Below are 16,770 nucleotides of genomic sequence, written 5' to 3'. Positions count from 1 at the left end.
AATTGCAGGCTGCTCGGGTATCGATCCCGGTGCGACTGCATGGGCCTAACGGGGAGGCTTTACATGTTCAGTGGTGGCTGCGCGCTGCGCAGAAGGCAGTGGCCGACATGATTCCGCAGATGGTCGGCGTACCGGCGTAGGCCGGCTGGATCCTTCTTCTTCATCTTCTGTTTCTTGACGATGTTCGGCTGCCGTCGTGTCTCGACGGTGGCCACTTACGCATTGCTGCGGAGGAATTGTGTCCTTGACCGGTGTCTTCGGGCCGCCCGGCCTGCCATTGCTGCCAGGCCGGTCCCGCCGGCTGTTCGGGCGCGTGACGCGTACGGTCGCCGCATCGGCGATCCTGGCGCTCGCCGCCAATTGTCTGGTGGTGCCGCCGGTGCAGGCGGCGCCGAAGGTGACGAAGCCTGAGGCGGCGCAGCGGTTCAAGGATGTGCCGGGTGGCACGGTGGCGGTGAAGCAGCCGCAGCCGGGCACCGCTTCCGCGGCGGCGCGCCGCGCGACGGTCGGCTCGGTGCAGTGGCCGGCGGCCGCGACCGCGGACGTGAACATCGCCGCGGCGCGGTCGCAGCTGCGGGCGTCCGGTAGCGCGTCGCCGGCGGAGACGTCGGTGTCGGTGCCTGGTGCGCCGTTGCGGGTGGTGGCCGGCGCGAAGGGTCCGGAGCAGGTCCGGGTGCAGACGCTGTCGCAGGACGAGGTCCACGCGGCCGGTGTGCAGGGCGTGATGTTCCGGGTCGCGCGGACCGACGCGGCCGCGAGCACCGGCGTCGTGAAGCTGGAGGCCAGCTACGGCGCGTTCGAGTCGGCGTTCGGTGCGGACTGGTCGAGCCGGCTGCGGCTCCTGGTCATCCCGGAGTGCCACCAGACCCGCCCCGAGGACGCGGCGTGCCGAGCGGTGCCGGTGAAGTCCGACAACAACGTGAAGACCAAGACGGTGACCGGTGAGGTGACGCTGCCGGCGCCGGTGACGACCGCGGCGGCGTCGAAGCTGACGTCGGGCAACGTCACGGTCGCTCTCGCCGCGGGGCCGTCCGGCGGAGCTGGTGACTTCGGTGCGACAACCCTTGCCCCGTCGTCGACGTGGTCGCAGGGTGGCTCGGCCGGTGGCTTCTCCTGGTCGTACCCGATGCGGGTGCCCCCGGCGGTGGGTGGTCCCGGGCCGACGGTGGGTCTGAGCTACTCGTCGCAGTCGGTGGACGGCCGGCAGGCGGCGTCGAACAACCAGCCGGGCTGGATCGGTGAGGGCTTCTCCTACGACACGGGCTTCATCGAGCGCCGGTACGTCGGCTGTGCGGATGACAAGGCCGACGACAAGGGCAGCAAGGCGAACAACACCGAGGACACCGGCGACATGTGCTGGGCCACCGACAACGCGGTGATGTCGCTCAACGGCGGTGGCGGTGAGCTGCTGAAGGACGGCAGCGGTCTGTGGCACCCGGTCCAGGACGACGGGTCGCGGATCGAGAAGGTGATCGGCGGGGCCAACACCAACGGTGACGACAACGGTGAGTACTGGAAGGTCACCGCGGCGGACGGGACGAAGTACTTCTTCGGTCGGAACCGGTTGCCGGGTTGGACGGCGAACAAGCCGGAGACGAACTCGGTGCAGGCGGTGCCGGTCGCGGGCAACCACGCGACGGAGCCGTGCAAGGCATCCACGTTCGCGGCGTCGTTCTGCACGCAGGCGTACCGGTGGAACCTCGACTACATCGAGGACATCTACGGCAACACCGCATCGCTGTGGTACGCGCGGGACACGAACTACTACGCGAAGAACAAACAGGAGAATTCGCCGGTCGTCTATCACCGTGACGCGTACCCCGTCCGGATCGACTACGGCACCGACAACCGCACCGTCGTCAACGGTGTGCGGACCGACTCGGCGTACACGGGGACGGCCGCGCCGGCGCAGGTGCACTTCGGTGTGTCGGACCGGTGCGTGACGGCGAACTGTGGGACGAAGGACAAGACGAACTGGCCGGACACACCGTGGGACCAGAACTGCGCGTCGAGCGGGACGTGCTGGCAGTCGGCGCCGACGTTCTGGAGCAGCAAGCGGCTTACGAGCGTCACCACGAAGGTGCGGAAGGGCAGCGGATACCAGGACGTCGACCAGTGGATCCTGCGCCAGTCGTTCCCCGACCCGGGCGACGGGACGCGGGCCGGTCTGTGGCTGGAAGGCATCACCCACAAGGGGCTCAACGGCACCGCCATCACGCTGCCCGAGGTCACGTTCGAGGGCATCCAGCTGCCGAACCGCGTCGACGCGGTGTGGTCGGACTTCGCGCCGGCGATGAACTGGTGGCGCATCACGTCCATCCGCACCGAGGCGGGTGCGGAGATCGCCGTTGACTACAGCGACCCGGACTGCACCAACCCCGGCCGGCTGCCGAATTCGAATGCCCTGGACAGCAACACCCTGCGCTGCTACCCGGTGAAGTGGGTCCCGCAGGGGTACACCCAGCCGCGCACCGACTACTTCCACAAGTACGTGGTCGACTCGGTGCAGCAGATCGACCTCACCGCCGGTGGCAGCGCCACCAAGACGTTCTACGAGTACGAGAACCCCGAGAACCTGCCCCTGTGGCACTGGGACGGCGAGGACGGCCTCGTCCAGGCCAAGTACAAGACGTGGGGTCAATGGCGCGGGTATCCGTACGTCAAGACGAAGTTCGGGGAAGGCCCGAAGCAGCAGGTGCTGCGGGCGCAGTACTTCCGCGGCATGCACGGCGACAAGACCGCCTCCGGCACCAGAACGGTGAACGTCACCGGCCTGGAGGGTGGTCCGTTCCCGGACTACGAGCAGTTCGCGGGCATGGTTCGTGAGCAGCTCGTCTATCTGGACGGGGCGGTCAACGCCGGCACGGTGACGACCCCGTGGCGGTCGACGACCCCCGCCGCGAGCCGGACGATCAACGGCGTCGTCACCGAGTCCCGCTATACGGGCAGCGAGAAGACCGCGACCCGCGCGCTGATCAGCGGCGGGCAGTGGCGCCGCTTCGAGACGGTCACCGAGAACGACCAGCAGGGCGTCCCGCTGAAGATCAAGGATCTCGGCGACCCGGCGGACCCAGACGACGACAAGTGCACGGTGCACGAGTACCTGCCCAACACCGATCCGAACGTATGGGTGCTGCGCTCGGCGAAGCGGGTCCGGACCTGGGCCGGTGACTGCACCGCCGGCGGGCCGTCCGCCGCGGACCAGGTGATCTCGGACCTGCGGTACACGTACGACAACCTGGCCTACGGCGCGACGCCGACGACGGGTCTGGTCACGAAGATCGAGCGGATGAGCGCCTGGAACGGCGGCAACGTCCAGTTCCAGACTGTCGGCACGTACAAGCACGACCCGCACGGCCGCACCACGGAGTCGACCGACATCGCCGGCCGGCTGTCGAAGACCGACTACTCGCCGACGACGGGCGGCCCGCTCGTCGGGATGACCACCACGAACCCCAAGCTGTGGACCACGACGGTCGTCATCGACCCGGCGCACGGCGAGGTGCTCAGCGAGTCCGACGTCAACAGCCGCGTCACCTCGGCGCAGTACGACTCGCTCGGCCGCCGCACCAAGGTGTGGAACGCCGACCGGCTGCAGGCCAGCAACCTGAACACGCCGAGCGTGGAATACCGGTACACGATCAGCAAGACCTCGGTGAACGCGGTCGAGACCCTCAGCCAGGACGCGAACGGCAACTACCAGTCGCTGTTCGAGCTGTACGACGGGCTGCTGCGACCGCGCCAGAAGCAGGCGAAGGCGGTCGGTGGGGGCAGGATCATCGCCGACACCAACTTCTACGACTCGTTCGGCCGGGTGTGGAAGAGCAACGCGGCCTACGACACGACCGGCACGGCCGGGCTCACCCTGCACCAGCCCGCCGACCTGGACGTGCCGGCGCAGAGCCGCATCGACTTCGACACGGCGGGCCGGCCGATCGAGGCCGCGCTGTACTCGGAGAACGTCTACAAGTGGAGCACGGTCACCAAGTACTACGGCGACTACACCACGGTCACCCCGCCGCTCGGCGGGACGGCCGGCGCCACGTTCACCGACAGCCGCGGGCAGACGACCAAGCTGCGGCAGTACCACGGCGGCACCCCGACCGGCAGCTACGACGAGATCTCCTACAGCTACAACAAGACCGGGCAGGTCGAGAAGATCACCGACGCCTCCGGCAACGTGTGGTCGTACGAGTTCGACGAGCTGGGTCGCACGAAGAAGTCCACAGACCCGGACCGGGGCGCCACCGAGTACACGTACAACACCTCGGACCAGCTGGTGCAGGTGAAGGACGCCGAGAACCGGGTTCTGGCGTACACCTACGACGACCTCGACCGGCCCACCTCGATCCGTGACGGCAGCGAGACCGGGCCGCTGCGCGTGCAGACGGTGTACGACCTGCCGGCCAAGGGCCTGACGAAGTCGGTGTCCCGTTTCGTCGGCACCGACGAGTACAAGACCGAGCTGGTCACCGCTGACGCGCTGTACCGGCCGACGCAGACCAGGGTCACCCTTCCGCAGAGCGAGGGCGTCCTCGGCACCTCGTTCGCCGTGCGGAACACGTACAAGGTCAACGGCGACCTGAACACCGTCACGTTCCCGGCCGTCGGCAACCTCGCCGGGGAGACGCTGACGTACGAGTACGACAGCACGTACGGTCTGCCGAAGGCGTTGACCACGAACTACGGCGACGTGACCCACTACGTCACCGACGCCACCTACACCGAGTTCGGCGAGTCGAGCTCGGTGATCCGGTCCACGGCGCTGACCGGTGCACCCTTCGTGCAGAGCAAGACCGAGTACGACGACGTCACGCACCAGGTGAAGCGGCAGGCGGTCATCAAGTCGGTCGGTTCCGCGTACGTCGCGGACGCGGAGTACAAGTACGACCCCGCCGGCAACCTGATCAAGATCGACGACAACCCGCTCAACGGCCAGCGGGACACGCAGTGCTTCGAGTACGACCACGCCCGCCGGTTGAAGCAGGCGTGGACGCCGCAGAGCGGTGACTGCTCGACCTCGCCCGCGTCGACGACGATGGGTGGCCCGGCGCCGTACTGGCAGGAGTGGGACTTCGGCGCCGCCACCGACCCCAAGGGGCGCACCGGTTCCAGGCTGAAGGAGATCGACCACCTCACCCCGACCGGGCTGCAGACCACCGACTACACCTACCCCAACCAGGGCGTCGCCGGGACGCAGCCGCACCTGTTGAAGGGTTCCACGCTCAAGAACTCCACCGGGCAGGTCCTCAAGACCTCGACGTACGAGTACGACAAGACCGGTAACACGACGTCGCGGCCCGGCCCGAACGGGCAGCAGAACCTGCAGTGGGACGCCGAGGGGCGCCTCACTTCGGTGACCGACACGACCGGCACCACGTCCTACGTCTACGACGGCGCCGGCAACCGGCTGCTCGCCAAGGACAGCACCGGCGCCACGCTCTACGTCGGCAACATGGAGATCAAGCTCACCGGCGCCTCGACGCTGACGACGACCCGCTTCTACTCGTTCAACGGTCAGGTCGTGGGGCAGCGGACCGGCAGCGGCATCGCCTGGCTCTGCGGTGACCAGCAGGGCACGGGCAATGTCGCGATCAGCGGCGACGCGGCCCAGACCGTGACCCGCCGCCGCCAGACGCCGTACGGCGAGGCCCGTGGCGCGGCGGTGTCGTGGCCGAACAAGAAGGGCTTCGTCGGCGGCACTGCGGACCCCACCGGCCTGGTCCACCTCGGTGCCCGCGAGTACGACCCGAACACGGGCAGGTTCATCTCCCTCGACCCGCTCGTCGACTTCAACGATCCGCAGCAGATGCACGGCTACGCGTACGCGAGCAACAACCCGACCACGCTCTCGGACCCGAGCGGACTGAAGGGCGTCGGCGACTTCTTCAAGGGCTTCCTGAGCGGCCTCTGGAACAGCCTCAAGTTCTGGGAAGCGTTCTTCGGCATCCTCAAGATGCTCAGGGACCCGAAGGGAGCGTGGAACGGCCTCAAGGGCGAGGCGAAGAAGTGGGAGAAGAAGACCGGCAACTTCGTCATGGGCTGGGCGTGCGCGATCAGCGGCATCTGCGACCAGATCGCCTCGTGCGTCGGCGGCGACGCCACCGCCTACGACTGCGGGGTGACCATCGGCGAGCTCGCCGGCGAGATGCTGATCACCGCCTTGTCCGGCGGCGCGGGGTTGAGCGCCCGCGGCGCCGCCCTCGCCAAGAAGCTCGCCGAGAAGTTCAACGTCAAGATCCCCGGCATCGACACCGGACCGTCACACAACCGCGACGGTAACGGCAACGGCAACAGTTCGGACGGCGACGGGTCGTCGAGCGGCGACTCGGGCAACTCCGGTGACACCACCAAGTCCGGCGACAAGACCGGCGACGGTGGCGACGGGAACAACTCCGGCGGGGACGGCAAGTCCGGCGACCAGAACTCGGGCGGCGACGGCGACAGCTGCAAGCACAGCTTCGATCCGGAGACCAGGGTCCTGATGGCCGACGGCACCGTCAAGGCCATCAAGGACATCCAGGTCGGCGACGAGGTCCTCGCGACCGATCCGGAGACCGGTGAGACGCGCGCCCAGGTCGTCGAGGCGCTGCACCGCAACCTCGACGCGGAGTTCGCCACCCTCGACGTGGTGGACGGCGAGGGCGGCAAGGCCACCCTGCAGACGACCGCCAACCACCCGTTCTGGAACGAATCCCACGAGCGGTGGGAGCACGCGGGGGAGCTGGCGTCCGGCGATCTGCTGGTCGCGCCCGACGGCTCGACGGCCACGGTCAGCGCGTCCGTGGTGTGGACCGGCGCGAAGTACATGCACGACCTCACCGTCGCCCGGATGCACACGTACTACGTGCTCGCCGGTGCGTCCCCGGTGCTCGTGCACAACTGCCCCAAGGACGAGGACAACGACAACTACGCGGCCGACGACCCCTACTCGCCGAAGAACGTCAAGGCCCGGAGTGACCAGTGGAAGGGGCACTTCAAGCAGAACCGGTCGTACTTCCAGGTGCCGCCCGCCATCCATGAGATCGTCCGGCGCATCATGACCGACCCGACGTACCCGCAGCGCCGCAACCCCAACCAGACCCGGGACAACTTCGGCGGGCACAATCTGCCGGCGGGGCACTTCGGGCGTGGTTTCGGCGGTGAACCGATCTACGATCTCGGGGACGGCAGCCAGTTCCGGGTGGTCAGGCGCCGGTCCGACGGGGCGCTCGCCTGGGTCGGCCTCGATCAGCACGGCGTGCACGACTATTCGAAGGTCTATCAGTATCCGTGGGCGACGGCACCTGTGGTGACGTCCGTTCCGTAAGGTGGTTGACCGGCGTGGGGTGCGCGGACCGCACCCCACGCCGGTCCCGCGCAGGACGACGATCGGAGCATGGGGATGCGCGACCTGAGCACGGAGTTCGGTCGTGCCGGCCTGGAGTTCATCACCGTCGCCGACCCCGGGCACCCCTACATCCCGCCCGCGGTCGCCGCCGCGGCGACGAACGCTTCCGAGTTTCCGGGCCGGCGCTGGTTCGAGATTCCGGACGACGCGCCGGACCTGGTCGAGCGGGGCAACGCCGCCTGGCACGAGATGTGCTGCGGCCACGGCCTCTTCACGCCCGAGGACCGGCGGTTCCTCGTCGCCGTCGACCTGAGCGAGGACAGCGCCTACGGCACGCGCTGGTGGGCCGAGGTGGCGCTGACCGACGACTGGGATGTCGTCGGCGAAGGCTCGGCGGGCATCCTCGGCCTCGGCCGCGGCCGGCCGGTCTTCGTCATGCTGTCGCGCGACGGCGACGTGGCCGTGCGCGGCGACCTGTGGCAGAGGTCCATCGGCGGGGTCCTCGTGCCCGACGTACAGCGGATGCAGCGGTCCCGGCAGGCCACGGGCTGGATCCTCGACGACCCGAGGTCCAGCCCGGCCGACCTGCGGGCGGTCCGGCGCTGGCTGGATCACCTCGCCGGCCTCCCGGACCGGTAGCCCAGACAGCACCGTCGTCGCCGCGTGCGGCGATCCCGAAACGGCCGGGACCCGCGACCGTCGTGGCTGTCGCACCAGGTGACGGTGCCGGGAGGCTCGGTGAGGGTCAGCGGGCGCTGGTAGTTGGAGTCGTCGACGACCTGCCGCGGCGCGTCCTCGTCGTAGTCCTCCATGGCCCACTCACCGAGTTCCGGCGCACCACCCCCAACGCCTCCAGATCCACGATCGAGATGTTTGCCTGGGCGATCGATGTTGAATTCGGCCATCACTTCTGGAGGGGGTAGCCGGCCATGGACGACATTGCGGGGTGGAAGGCGGCGGTCCGACGCGAAATCGCTGCGTTGTCCGCCAACTTCGAACAACGCTTCGGTTACCCGTTCGACGAAGACGGCAATTACGTCGCGGAGCCCGACCCGGGCCTCGTCGAGGACGGAATCCATTCCAGCAGCTTCGAGCAGCCACGCCTGGTGGCGCCCGATCTGCAAGGCTTCCTGCGGCGACTTCTCGTCGCCGTGAGGGCGTTCGTAGCGACTGGCGATCCGGTGGACGTCTGACCATCGGTCGTTGTGCGAGTCGGTGCTGCCGGGGGTGTGCCTCCGGCAGCACCGTGCTGTCGGCGCACTGCTGGACCGCGGACATCGACGATGTGATGCCGCATCCTGCGTGAGGACCGCTGCCATCCAGCGCAAGGCCCGGTGGATCCCAGGGCGCCGGGTCGCGGTGCAGTTGCCGGTCGCCTGCGTGTGCCCATGCGGACGCGCTGTTGCGTGGGTGTTGCCGATCCCAAAAAGCGCCGCTCCCCGTGCCGCCGTCCCGCATCGTGGGACGCGAACAGCGGCTGTCCGGACGGTTGACAACGAGGGTTCGGGCTGCGTTTATTTACGTTACCACCGATGAAACATCGTTCCACTCTGCGAAACGGGGACTGAAGGCGGTGGGGCAGTCGCCGGAGCAAACACCAGAGAGGAAGCAGGCGATTCGATGAAGAATCCCTCCAAGGTGGTGGCGGCTGGGGCACTGGGCCTCACCGCTGCCATCGCGCTCGGCGGCGCGCCTGCCGGAGCGTACGGGCCTGCGGCGAACTCGCTCGGCTGTCGGCTGTACTTCAGCGACGCCGGCACGGGCAGCTCGCCGACGACGTGGAACGACACGTTCGGGCTCACCCAGACGCCGGCCACGCCGTCGCCCGGGCAGACCGTCACCGTCACCTTCACGGCGGTCGCCGGGCCGAACAACGGTCCGGTCCCGCTGAACGCGGGTGACGTGCCGGTCGTCATCAAGTTGGCGCTCGGCGGCTCCCAGTCGGGGACCGTCACGCTCAACATGGCCACCTACCCGACCGCCCCGGCGGCCGCGGGTGCGCCGCTCGGCTCCATCACCGCGACCGGCACGTACGTCGCCGGCACGGCCGGGGCCGCCTCGCTCACCGTCACGCAGGCCGTGTTCAACAACGCGACCGCCAAGACGTACTGCTCTGGCCCGGGCGACCGGGACCACAAGGCCGCCCCGGCGGCGAGCACGATCGTCGAGAACTACAGCGTGTTCGGCGGCGGCACCAGCATCACCTCGGTCACCGGGCAGAGCGTCACGAGCGCTGCGCGGGCGGGAAACACCATCAACTTCTCCGTGACCGGGCTGGCTCCAAGCGCGACCCTGAGCGCGTCGCTGAAGAACGCGGGCGGCGGTGGCACCGCTGAAGGCAGCGGCGCCGGCACCACTGACGCCACGGGTGCGGGCACCGGGACGCTCGTCGTCCCCGCCGGCGCCACGACCGGGGCGCGGACGCTGTCGGTGTCCGACGGCACCAACACCGTCACCACGCCGATCACGATCCTCGGCGCACCGGCCATCTCCATCACCCCCGGTGGTGGCGGCGCGGGCACGGCGGTCGCGGTGACCGGCACCAACTGGAACCCGGGCAGCACCGTCTCCATCCGGGGCTACAAGGCCGGGGCGCCCCCGCCGCCGCCCACCGCCGACGCGGCGGTCACGGCGACGGCGAGCGCGACCGGCGCGATCACGGGCTCGTTCACGGTGAACGACCCGACCACCGCCTACATCGGCGCGTCGTCGGGCACCGGGCCGGGCACCCTGTTCGCGGTCGCCACCTGGACGGCCTCGGCCGACTCCTGCGTGGCGAAGGCCGGCCTGGCCGCCACGGGCTCCTGCAACCTCACCTACAACCTGTCCCAGACGGTCACGGCGGGCAACCTCGCGATGTCCCGCACCACCGGCTCGGGCAACGTCACGTTGAGCGGCGTCACGCTCAACGGCACCGTCCAGCACGGCACCGGCGCGCTCGCGCCGATCACCGTGACGGACTACCGGGGCAGCACCTTCGGCTGGAGCCTGGTCGGTGCGGTCACCGACTTCACCGGTACGCCGGGCGGCAGCATCGCGAAGGCGAACCTCACCTGGATCCCGACGTGTGTGGCCGCCGCCGGCAGTACCAACGCGGTGACGGCGACGGCGGGCTCCGCGGGTGCGGTCGACGGCTCGACCCTGTGCTCGGCCCCGGCCGACGCGGCCGGCACGGGTGGCGGCTTCGACGCGGGCGCCGCGCTCGACCTGCAGATCCCGGCCAACCAGCTGGCCGGCAGCTACACCGCGACGCTCACGATCACGCTGAGCTAGCAGCCGAGGTGGGGGTCCTGCCGGGCCCCCACCTCCAAGCGGGAGGACAGACGTTGCGTTCCTTGACAAGCGTGCTCGCGGTCGTGCTCGCGGTCGCCCTCGTCGGCGCGCCCGCGCACGCCGCGGACAACGGCGAGTGGTCGGTGAACCCGACGCCGCCCGCGCAGCCGGGCCCGGCGCCGCGCCTGTACTTCTTCCTCGAGTCGCCGCCCGGCACCTCCGTGCAGGACTCGGTCCGGGTGACGAACCTCGCCGACCAGCCGCGCACGTTTCGCCTGTACGGCGCCGACGCGTACAACACCCCCCGCGACGGCGGGTTCGGCCTGCGTACCCAGGACGCCGCCGGAGTCGACATCGGCGCCTGGACCCAGGTCGGCGCCGCGACCGTGACGGTGCCGGCGAAGTCGCAGGCGGACGTCCCCTTCGTCATCACCGTGCCCACCAACGCGACCCCCGGCGACCACGTCGGCGGGGTCGTCGCCATGGAGGAGCAGCCGGGCGCGACCACGAAGCAGAACGGCGTCGACGTCACCGTCCAGCGCGCCGTGGCCGCCCGCGTGTACCTGCGCGTCAGCGGGCCGACCGTCCCCGGCCTGCGGGTCGACCACGTGACGACAAGGCACGGGACCCCGTGGCTGCCGTCCACCGTCGACGGTTCCTACACGTACGACGTGGTCAACACCGGCAACCTGCACCTGCCGCCGAAGCTGGAGGTGCGGGTCACCGGGCTGTTCGGCCACCGCATCGCCCAGCACGGCAGCGCGCCGCAGATCGACCTGCTGCCCGGCGCGCGGACCCGGCTCGGTGGCACGTTCAGCGGCGTGTGGCCGTTCGACGTCGTCACCACCTCGGTGACCGTGACCGCCGACGGCGGCGTCTCCGCGCGGTCGCAGGACACGACGGTGGTCGTGTCGTGGCCGACCCTCGCCGTCGTCGTCGCCGGTCTGGTGCTGCTCGTCTGGTACCGCCGGCGCCGCGCCGCCGCAGTGACCGCCAAGCCCCGCAGGCGACTGCCCGAACCGGTGACGGTGCGATGAGGCGGACCCTCACCGTCCTCCGTGGACCGCGGCCGGCGGCGCCTCGGGCCGTCGGCGTCCTGTGTGGACCGCCGCGGACGGTGCCGCCGGCGGCGGCGCGGACCGTCGCCGTCCTCTGTGGACTGCTGCTGGCGGTGCTGCCGGCCGCGCCGGCGCGCGCCGACGGCATGACCGCGAGCGCCGCCGCACCGTCGGCGAAACCGGGCGCGACGCTGCGGATCACCGGCGCCGGCTGGCCCGCCGGGCAGCTGCTGCAGCTCGTCACCTGCGGCGAGCTCGCCATGACCGGCTCCGGCGCCTGCGACATGCGCGCGGCGGTCGCGACACCGGCCCGGGCCGACGGCACGTTCGGCGTCGACATCCGCGTCGGCGACCCACCCCGCCCGTGCCCGTGCGTCGTGCACGTCGCGCTCGTCGGCACCGGCGCCAGCGGGCACGTCGACGTGCCCCTCGACATCCCCGGCCACGCGACCGGCCCGGCGCCGACCGCGGCGAGCACCATCGCCCGCCTCGACGTGGTGCGGATCCGGCTCACCGGCCGGCCGTCGTGGACGGAGTGGTTCGGCGCCCGCGCGGAGCGCACCCTCGTCTACGAGGTCCGCAACCCGGGCGCGCAGAGCCTGCGGGAGCTGCCGCTCAACGTCCGCGTCGGCAAGGGCGGCGGCGACCCGGCGGAGGCGCCGCGCTCCGGCGAGATCCGCCCCGGCGAGACCCGCGAATACCGGGTGCCGGTGACGATCCCGTTCGCGGCGTTCGGCCGGTACCAGGTCCGCGCCGACATCGCCGGGCTGGGCGCCGCGTCGGTCGGCTACGACGCGTACCCGTGGGGGCTGCTGGCGCTCAACGTGTTCGGCGTCGCGCTCATCGTCCTCGGCGTCCACCGCCGCCTGAAGGCCCGGCGGCACCGCGACACCCTCGTGCCGCAGAGCGCCGACCCGTTGCTGTTGCCGCCGCTGGTACGGGTGCCCGCGCTCGGCGCGGTGCTCGTGTTCGACGACGCCCCCGGCGCGAACCGGCTCCGCCGCAAGGCCCGGGCCCAGATCAGCGCCGCGACCCTGCGGGAGCTGATCGGCGAGCCGGACGGCGACGGCGGCACCGCGATCGTCGACCTGGCGGCTCTCGACACCGTCCTCGCGGGCGGCCGCCCGGCATCCGACGTGCCGGAGGCCGGCGGGAGCGCGGCCGTCGTCGACCTCGGCGAGCTGGACGCCTACCTCGCCGGCCACGCGGACGCCGACGACTGGCGGGCCGCACTGCAGCGTCCATCCCGGAAGGGCCGGCCCGGCCGGCGGAAGAGGAGCCCTGATGTGGGTGCGTGAGCGGGTGCACGACTGGTCCCTCGCGCTGCGCGCCGGCGCCGCCGCGGTCGCCGCCGTGGTGGCGTTCGCCGGCTGCTCCTCGGTGATGCCGGGGGCACTGGACGGCGGTGGCGCCACCGGCGACCAGCCGGTGACCGGGGCAGGGCCGGGCGTGACCGCGGACAGCGTCAAGGTCGTGTTCGTCGGCGTCGACCTCAAGGCCACCGCGAGCGTCACCGGCTTCAAGACCGCGGACGCCGGCGACCCGGCCCGCCAGGTCAAGGCCCTCGAGACGTGGGTCAACGCCAACGGCGGCGTCGCCGGGCGCAAGATGGTCGCCGTCTACCGCGACTACGAGGCCGCCGACGACTCACCGGCCGCCGAGGAGCGGCTGTGCAACCAGGTCACCCAGGACGACAAGGCGTTCGCGGTCGTGCTCACCGGCCAGTTCCAGAGCAACGCCCGCCCCTGCTACGCGTCTCGCCGCACGCTCGTGCTCGACGCCACCCTCGTCGCCAACGACCAGACCACGTTCACGAAGCTCGCACCGTACCTGTGGTCCGCCAGCTACCCGGACTACGACGAGTTCGTGCGGGCGTTCCTCGGCAGCCTCGAACAGCAGCAGTACTTCGCCGGCAAGACCAAGGCCGGCGTCGTCGCCGCCGACACGCCCACCAACCGCAGCGCGTACGAGCGCCTCGCCGTACCGGAGCTGAAACGGCTGAACGTCACACCGGCGGTCGCGTGGATCGACACCACCGACCTCGGCACCCTGAACGCCGGGCTCAACCAGGCCGCCGTCGACTTCCGCGCCAAGGGGGTCGACCGCGTGTTCTTCCTCGGCGGCGCCCGGATGGCGTCGTTCTTCCTCACGGTCGCCGCCGCGCAGAGCTTCACCGCCCGCTACGCGCTGTCCAGCTTCGACAACCCGAGCTTCCTGGTGAACAACCCGGCGACGATCCCGAAGGAGGGCCTCGAGGGCGCCGTCGGCATCGGCTTCAACCCCAGCCAGGACGTCCCCGACAGCGCGTACCCGTTCCCCGGCACCGACGCCGAACGCGCCTGCCTGAAGGTGTACGAGGCCGACGGGCAGAAGTTCGCGACCCGCGAGAACGCCCGCGTCGCGTTCCCCTACTGCGACGCGGCGCTGCTGCTGCAGGCCGGCGCCCGCGACCTCGGCGCCGACCTCAACGCGGCCGCGTGGTCGAAGGCCGCCCGCGCGCTCGGCACCGGGTTCAGCCCCGCGACCGGGTTCGCCGGGCTGCTCGGCCCCGGCCGGTTCTCGGCCGCGAACGGCTACCGCCCCCTCGCCTACGACGGCGGCTGCGGCTGCTTCGCCTACCAGGGCGAGGAGGTGCCCTTTGCGGCCCGCTGACGCGCTGTCCTGCGCCGCCGTCGACGCCTCCTACGGGCCCGTGCAGGTGCTGTACGGCGTGAACGTCCGCGTCGCCGCCGGCGAGATGGTCGGCGTCTGCGGCCCGAACGGCGTCGGCAAGACCACGCTCGTGCGGGTCCTCGCCGGCCTGCAGCGCCCCGGCGCCGGCGGCCGGGTGCTGCTGGAAGGGCGCGACATCACCGGCGTGCCGGCCGCCCGCCGGGTCCGGCTGGGACTGTCCACGGTGGTCGGTCAGCAGGCGTTCGGGTCGCTGACGGTGGAGGAGAACCTCCGCATGTACGGCTACACGGTCAGCCGCCGCGACGGCCGCCTGCGCAAGGCGGTCGACGGTGCCTTCGCCGTCTTCCCGCGCCTGTACGAGCGGCGCGACCAACCGGCGTCCACATTGTCCGGTGGCGAGCGGCAGATGCTCGTGCTCGCCAAGACGCTCATCCAGCGGCCCCGGGTGCTGCTCATCGACGAGTTCTCCCTCGGCCTTGCCCCGGTCGTCGTCGGCGGCCTCCTGGAGATGGTGCGCCGGCTGAACCGGCTCGGCACCGCGCTGCTCGTGGTGGAGCAGTCCGTCAACGTCGCGCTGTCCCTCGTGGACCGCGCGTACTTCATGGAGAAGGGCACGATCGTCGCCGAACACACCTCCGCCGACCTCGCCGACCGGCCCGACCTCGTGCAGTCCCTCATGCTCGGCGGTCATGCATGAGCCTCTGGGGGTACGACTTCGGGCCTGACCGCATCCTGCTGGGGTTGTTCACCGGCCTCACGTACGCGCTGCTCGCCGTCGGCCTGGTGCTGACCTACCGGTCGAGCAGGTTCGTCAACTTCGCGCACGGCTCCATCGGCGTCTTCGGCGCCGCGGTGCTCGGCCGGCTCGTCGCCGGCGAAGGGATGCCGTACTGGGTCGCGTTCCCGGCCGCGATGGTGGTCGCCGCGGGCGTCGCCGCCGGGGTCGAGGCGGGCGTGGTCCGGCGGCTGCGGCACCGGTCCCGGGTCATCGGCATGATCGCCACCCTCGGGCTCTCGCAGTTCATCCTCGTCGTGTCGCTGCTGGTGAACCGGCAGGGCGTCAGCGGCGCCACCTTCCCCCGGCCGCCGGGCCTGCCGTCGTTCACCGTCGGGCGGACCCCGGTCGGGCCGGCGTTCACCGCCATGCTGATCCTCACCCCGATCCTGCTCGCGGGGCTCGCCCTGTTCCTGAAGCGGTCCCGGCACGGCCTCGCCATCCGCGCCGCCGCCGACCAGCCGTCCGCGGCGCTGCTCGACGGCGTCGCCGCGCCGCGGATGGCCACCGTCGCGTGGGCGATCGCCGGCGGGATCGCGGCGTTCTCCGCCATCCTCGTCACACCCACCCAGGGCGCCCAGTCCATCGACACGCTCGGCCCCGACCTGCTGCTGAAGGGCCTCGCCGGCGCCGTCATCGCCCGGCTGTCGTCGATCCCCGTCGCGTTCGCGGCGTCGCTGGGCATCGGCGTCCTCGAACAGATCCTGCTGTCCGGGTCCGCCGGCACCGGCATCGTCCAGGTGGTGCTCGGCGCGACCGTCCTCATCGCGCTGCTGCGCCAGCCGAGGCTCGGCCGCCGCGACGCCGACGACGGCGGCTGGGCCCGCTCCGGCGCCGCGATCCTGACCGGTCCGTGGCCGGTGCGGCACCTCGGCCGGCTCGTCGCCGCCGCCGGGTTCCTGGTCGCCGCGGCCCTGGCGTACCTCGTGGACAACCAGACCGCGTCGGCGCTGACGACCGTCGCCGGGTTCACGCTCGTGGCGCTGTCGGTCCTCGTCGTCACCGGCGTCGCGGGCGAGCTGTCCCTCGGCCAGTTCGCGTTCGCCGGCATCGGCGGCGCCGTGTCCGTGCGGGTCGGCGCCGACACCGGCAACTTCTTCGTCGGCGTCGTCGCCGGCTGCGCCGCGGCCGCCCTCGCCGCGGCCGCCGTCGGGGTGCCCGCGCTGCGCCTTCGGGGGCTCGCGCTCGCCGTCACCACCCTCGCGTTCGCCCTCGCCACCAGCGCCTACCTGCTGCGCCGCGACTGGCTGCTCGGCTCCGGCGTCAGCACCCCGAAGCCGCGCTGGGCCGGCTACACCCTCGAGGTCGCCAAGGACTACTACCTCTTCGCGCTGCTCATGCTCGGCCTCGGGATCTGGCTGACGGCGAACCTGCGCCGCGGCGCGTTCGGGCGGCTGCTCACCGCGCTGCGCGACAACGAGGAGGCCGCGCGGGCGCTGACCGTCTCCGCGCCGCTGCGCAAGCTCCAGGCCTACGCGGTCGCCGGCGCGCTCGCCGGGCTCGGCGGCGCCGTCATCGGCCACGGCCAGACGCAGCTCACCGTCAACAGCTTCCCGGCGAGCGCGAGCGTGGACGTTGTCGCCGTCACGGTCGTCGGCGGCATCGGCCTGCTGGGCGGGCCGCTGCTCGGGGCGCTGTTCATCGTCGGCATCCCGTCCTTC

At 71.2% G+C, this 16,770-nt stretch carries 8 protein-coding genes and 1 pseudogene; all 9 read left to right on the top strand.

Annotation, left to right across the window (positions count from 1 at the left end):
• Positions 1 to 313 precede the first annotated feature (313 nt).
• The gene (locus tag ACQEVZ_RS52580; protein WP_433383140.1) at positions 314 to 7,309 is read left to right on the top strand and encodes a polymorphic toxin-type HINT domain-containing protein; all 6,996 of its coding nucleotides are present in this window, start codon (positions 314 to 316) and stop codon (positions 7,307 to 7,309) included.
• 69 nt (positions 7,310 to 7,378) lie between these two features.
• Positions 7,379 to 7,969 (top strand): hypothetical protein, encoded by a 591-nt coding sequence (locus ACQEVZ_RS52575; RefSeq protein WP_344498536.1) that lies wholly within the window; start codon positions 7,379 to 7,381, stop codon positions 7,967 to 7,969.
• A gap of 290 nt (positions 7,970 to 8,259) precedes the next feature.
• A complete protein-coding gene (locus tag ACQEVZ_RS52570) occupies positions 8,260 to 8,523 on the top strand; it encodes a hypothetical protein (protein ID WP_433383138.1) in 264 nt (87 codons plus the stop codon).
• A 427-nt stretch (positions 8,524 to 8,950) separates the two neighbouring features.
• On the top strand, positions 8,951 to 10,603 hold the full coding sequence (locus tag ACQEVZ_RS52565; RefSeq protein ID WP_433383136.1) for a hypothetical protein: 1,653 nt from the start codon (positions 8,951 to 8,953) through the stop codon (positions 10,601 to 10,603).
• Positions 10,604 to 10,674: 71 nt separating this feature from the next.
• The gene (locus tag ACQEVZ_RS52560) at positions 10,675 to 11,640 is read left to right on the top strand and encodes a WxL protein peptidoglycan domain-containing protein (protein ID WP_433386158.1); all 966 of its coding nucleotides are present in this window, start codon (positions 10,675 to 10,677) and stop codon (positions 11,638 to 11,640) included.
• Positions 11,637 to 12,959 (top strand): hypothetical protein, encoded by a 1,323-nt coding sequence (locus ACQEVZ_RS52555; protein WP_433383134.1) that lies wholly within the window; start codon positions 11,637 to 11,639, stop codon positions 12,957 to 12,959. Before ACQEVZ_RS52560 ends, ACQEVZ_RS52555 begins: the two co-directional genes overlap by 4 nt.
• The gene (locus ACQEVZ_RS52550) at positions 12,946 to 14,313 is read left to right on the top strand and encodes a hypothetical protein (RefSeq protein ID WP_433383132.1); all 1,368 of its coding nucleotides are present in this window, start codon (positions 12,946 to 12,948) and stop codon (positions 14,311 to 14,313) included. Before ACQEVZ_RS52555 ends, ACQEVZ_RS52550 begins: the two co-directional genes overlap by 14 nt.
• Entirely contained in the window at positions 14,300 to 15,031 is a 732-nt protein-coding gene (locus tag ACQEVZ_RS52545; RefSeq protein ID WP_344498546.1) for an ABC transporter ATP-binding protein, read from the top strand. Before ACQEVZ_RS52550 ends, ACQEVZ_RS52545 begins: the two co-directional genes overlap by 14 nt.
• A pseudogene (locus ACQEVZ_RS52540) lies at positions 15,028 to 16,767 on the top strand (ABC transporter permease subunit); the annotation flags it as partial. The gene ACQEVZ_RS52545 and the pseudogene ACQEVZ_RS52540, both read left to right, overlap by 4 nt.
• Positions 16,768 to 16,770 lie beyond the last annotated feature (3 nt).

It is taken from the genome of Dactylosporangium sp. CA-152071 (assembly GCF_050936335.1).
Lineage (GTDB): Bacteria > Actinomycetota > Actinomycetes > Mycobacteriales > Micromonosporaceae > Dactylosporangium > Dactylosporangium maewongense.
Note: the sequence above shows the minus strand (reverse complement) of the source record. Positions and strands in the feature narration are given on the sequence as shown.

Coding starts and splice junctions, on each gene's coding strand:
- ACQEVZ_RS52575 (WP_344498536.1), top strand. CDS start 7,379: ATGGGGATGCGCGACCTGAGCACGGAGTTCGGTCGTGCCGGCCTGGAG.
- ACQEVZ_RS52565 (WP_433383136.1), top strand. CDS start 8,951: ATGAAGAATCCCTCCAAGGTGGTGGCGGCTGGGGCACTGGGCCTCACC.
- ACQEVZ_RS52550 (WP_433383132.1), top strand. CDS start 12,946: ATGTGGGTGCGTGAGCGGGTGCACGACTGGTCCCTCGCGCTGCGCGCC.
- ACQEVZ_RS52570 (WP_433383138.1), top strand. CDS start 8,260: ATGGACGACATTGCGGGGTGGAAGGCGGCGGTCCGACGCGAAATCGCT.
- ACQEVZ_RS52555 (WP_433383134.1), top strand. CDS start 11,637: ATGAGGCGGACCCTCACCGTCCTCCGTGGACCGCGGCCGGCGGCGCCT.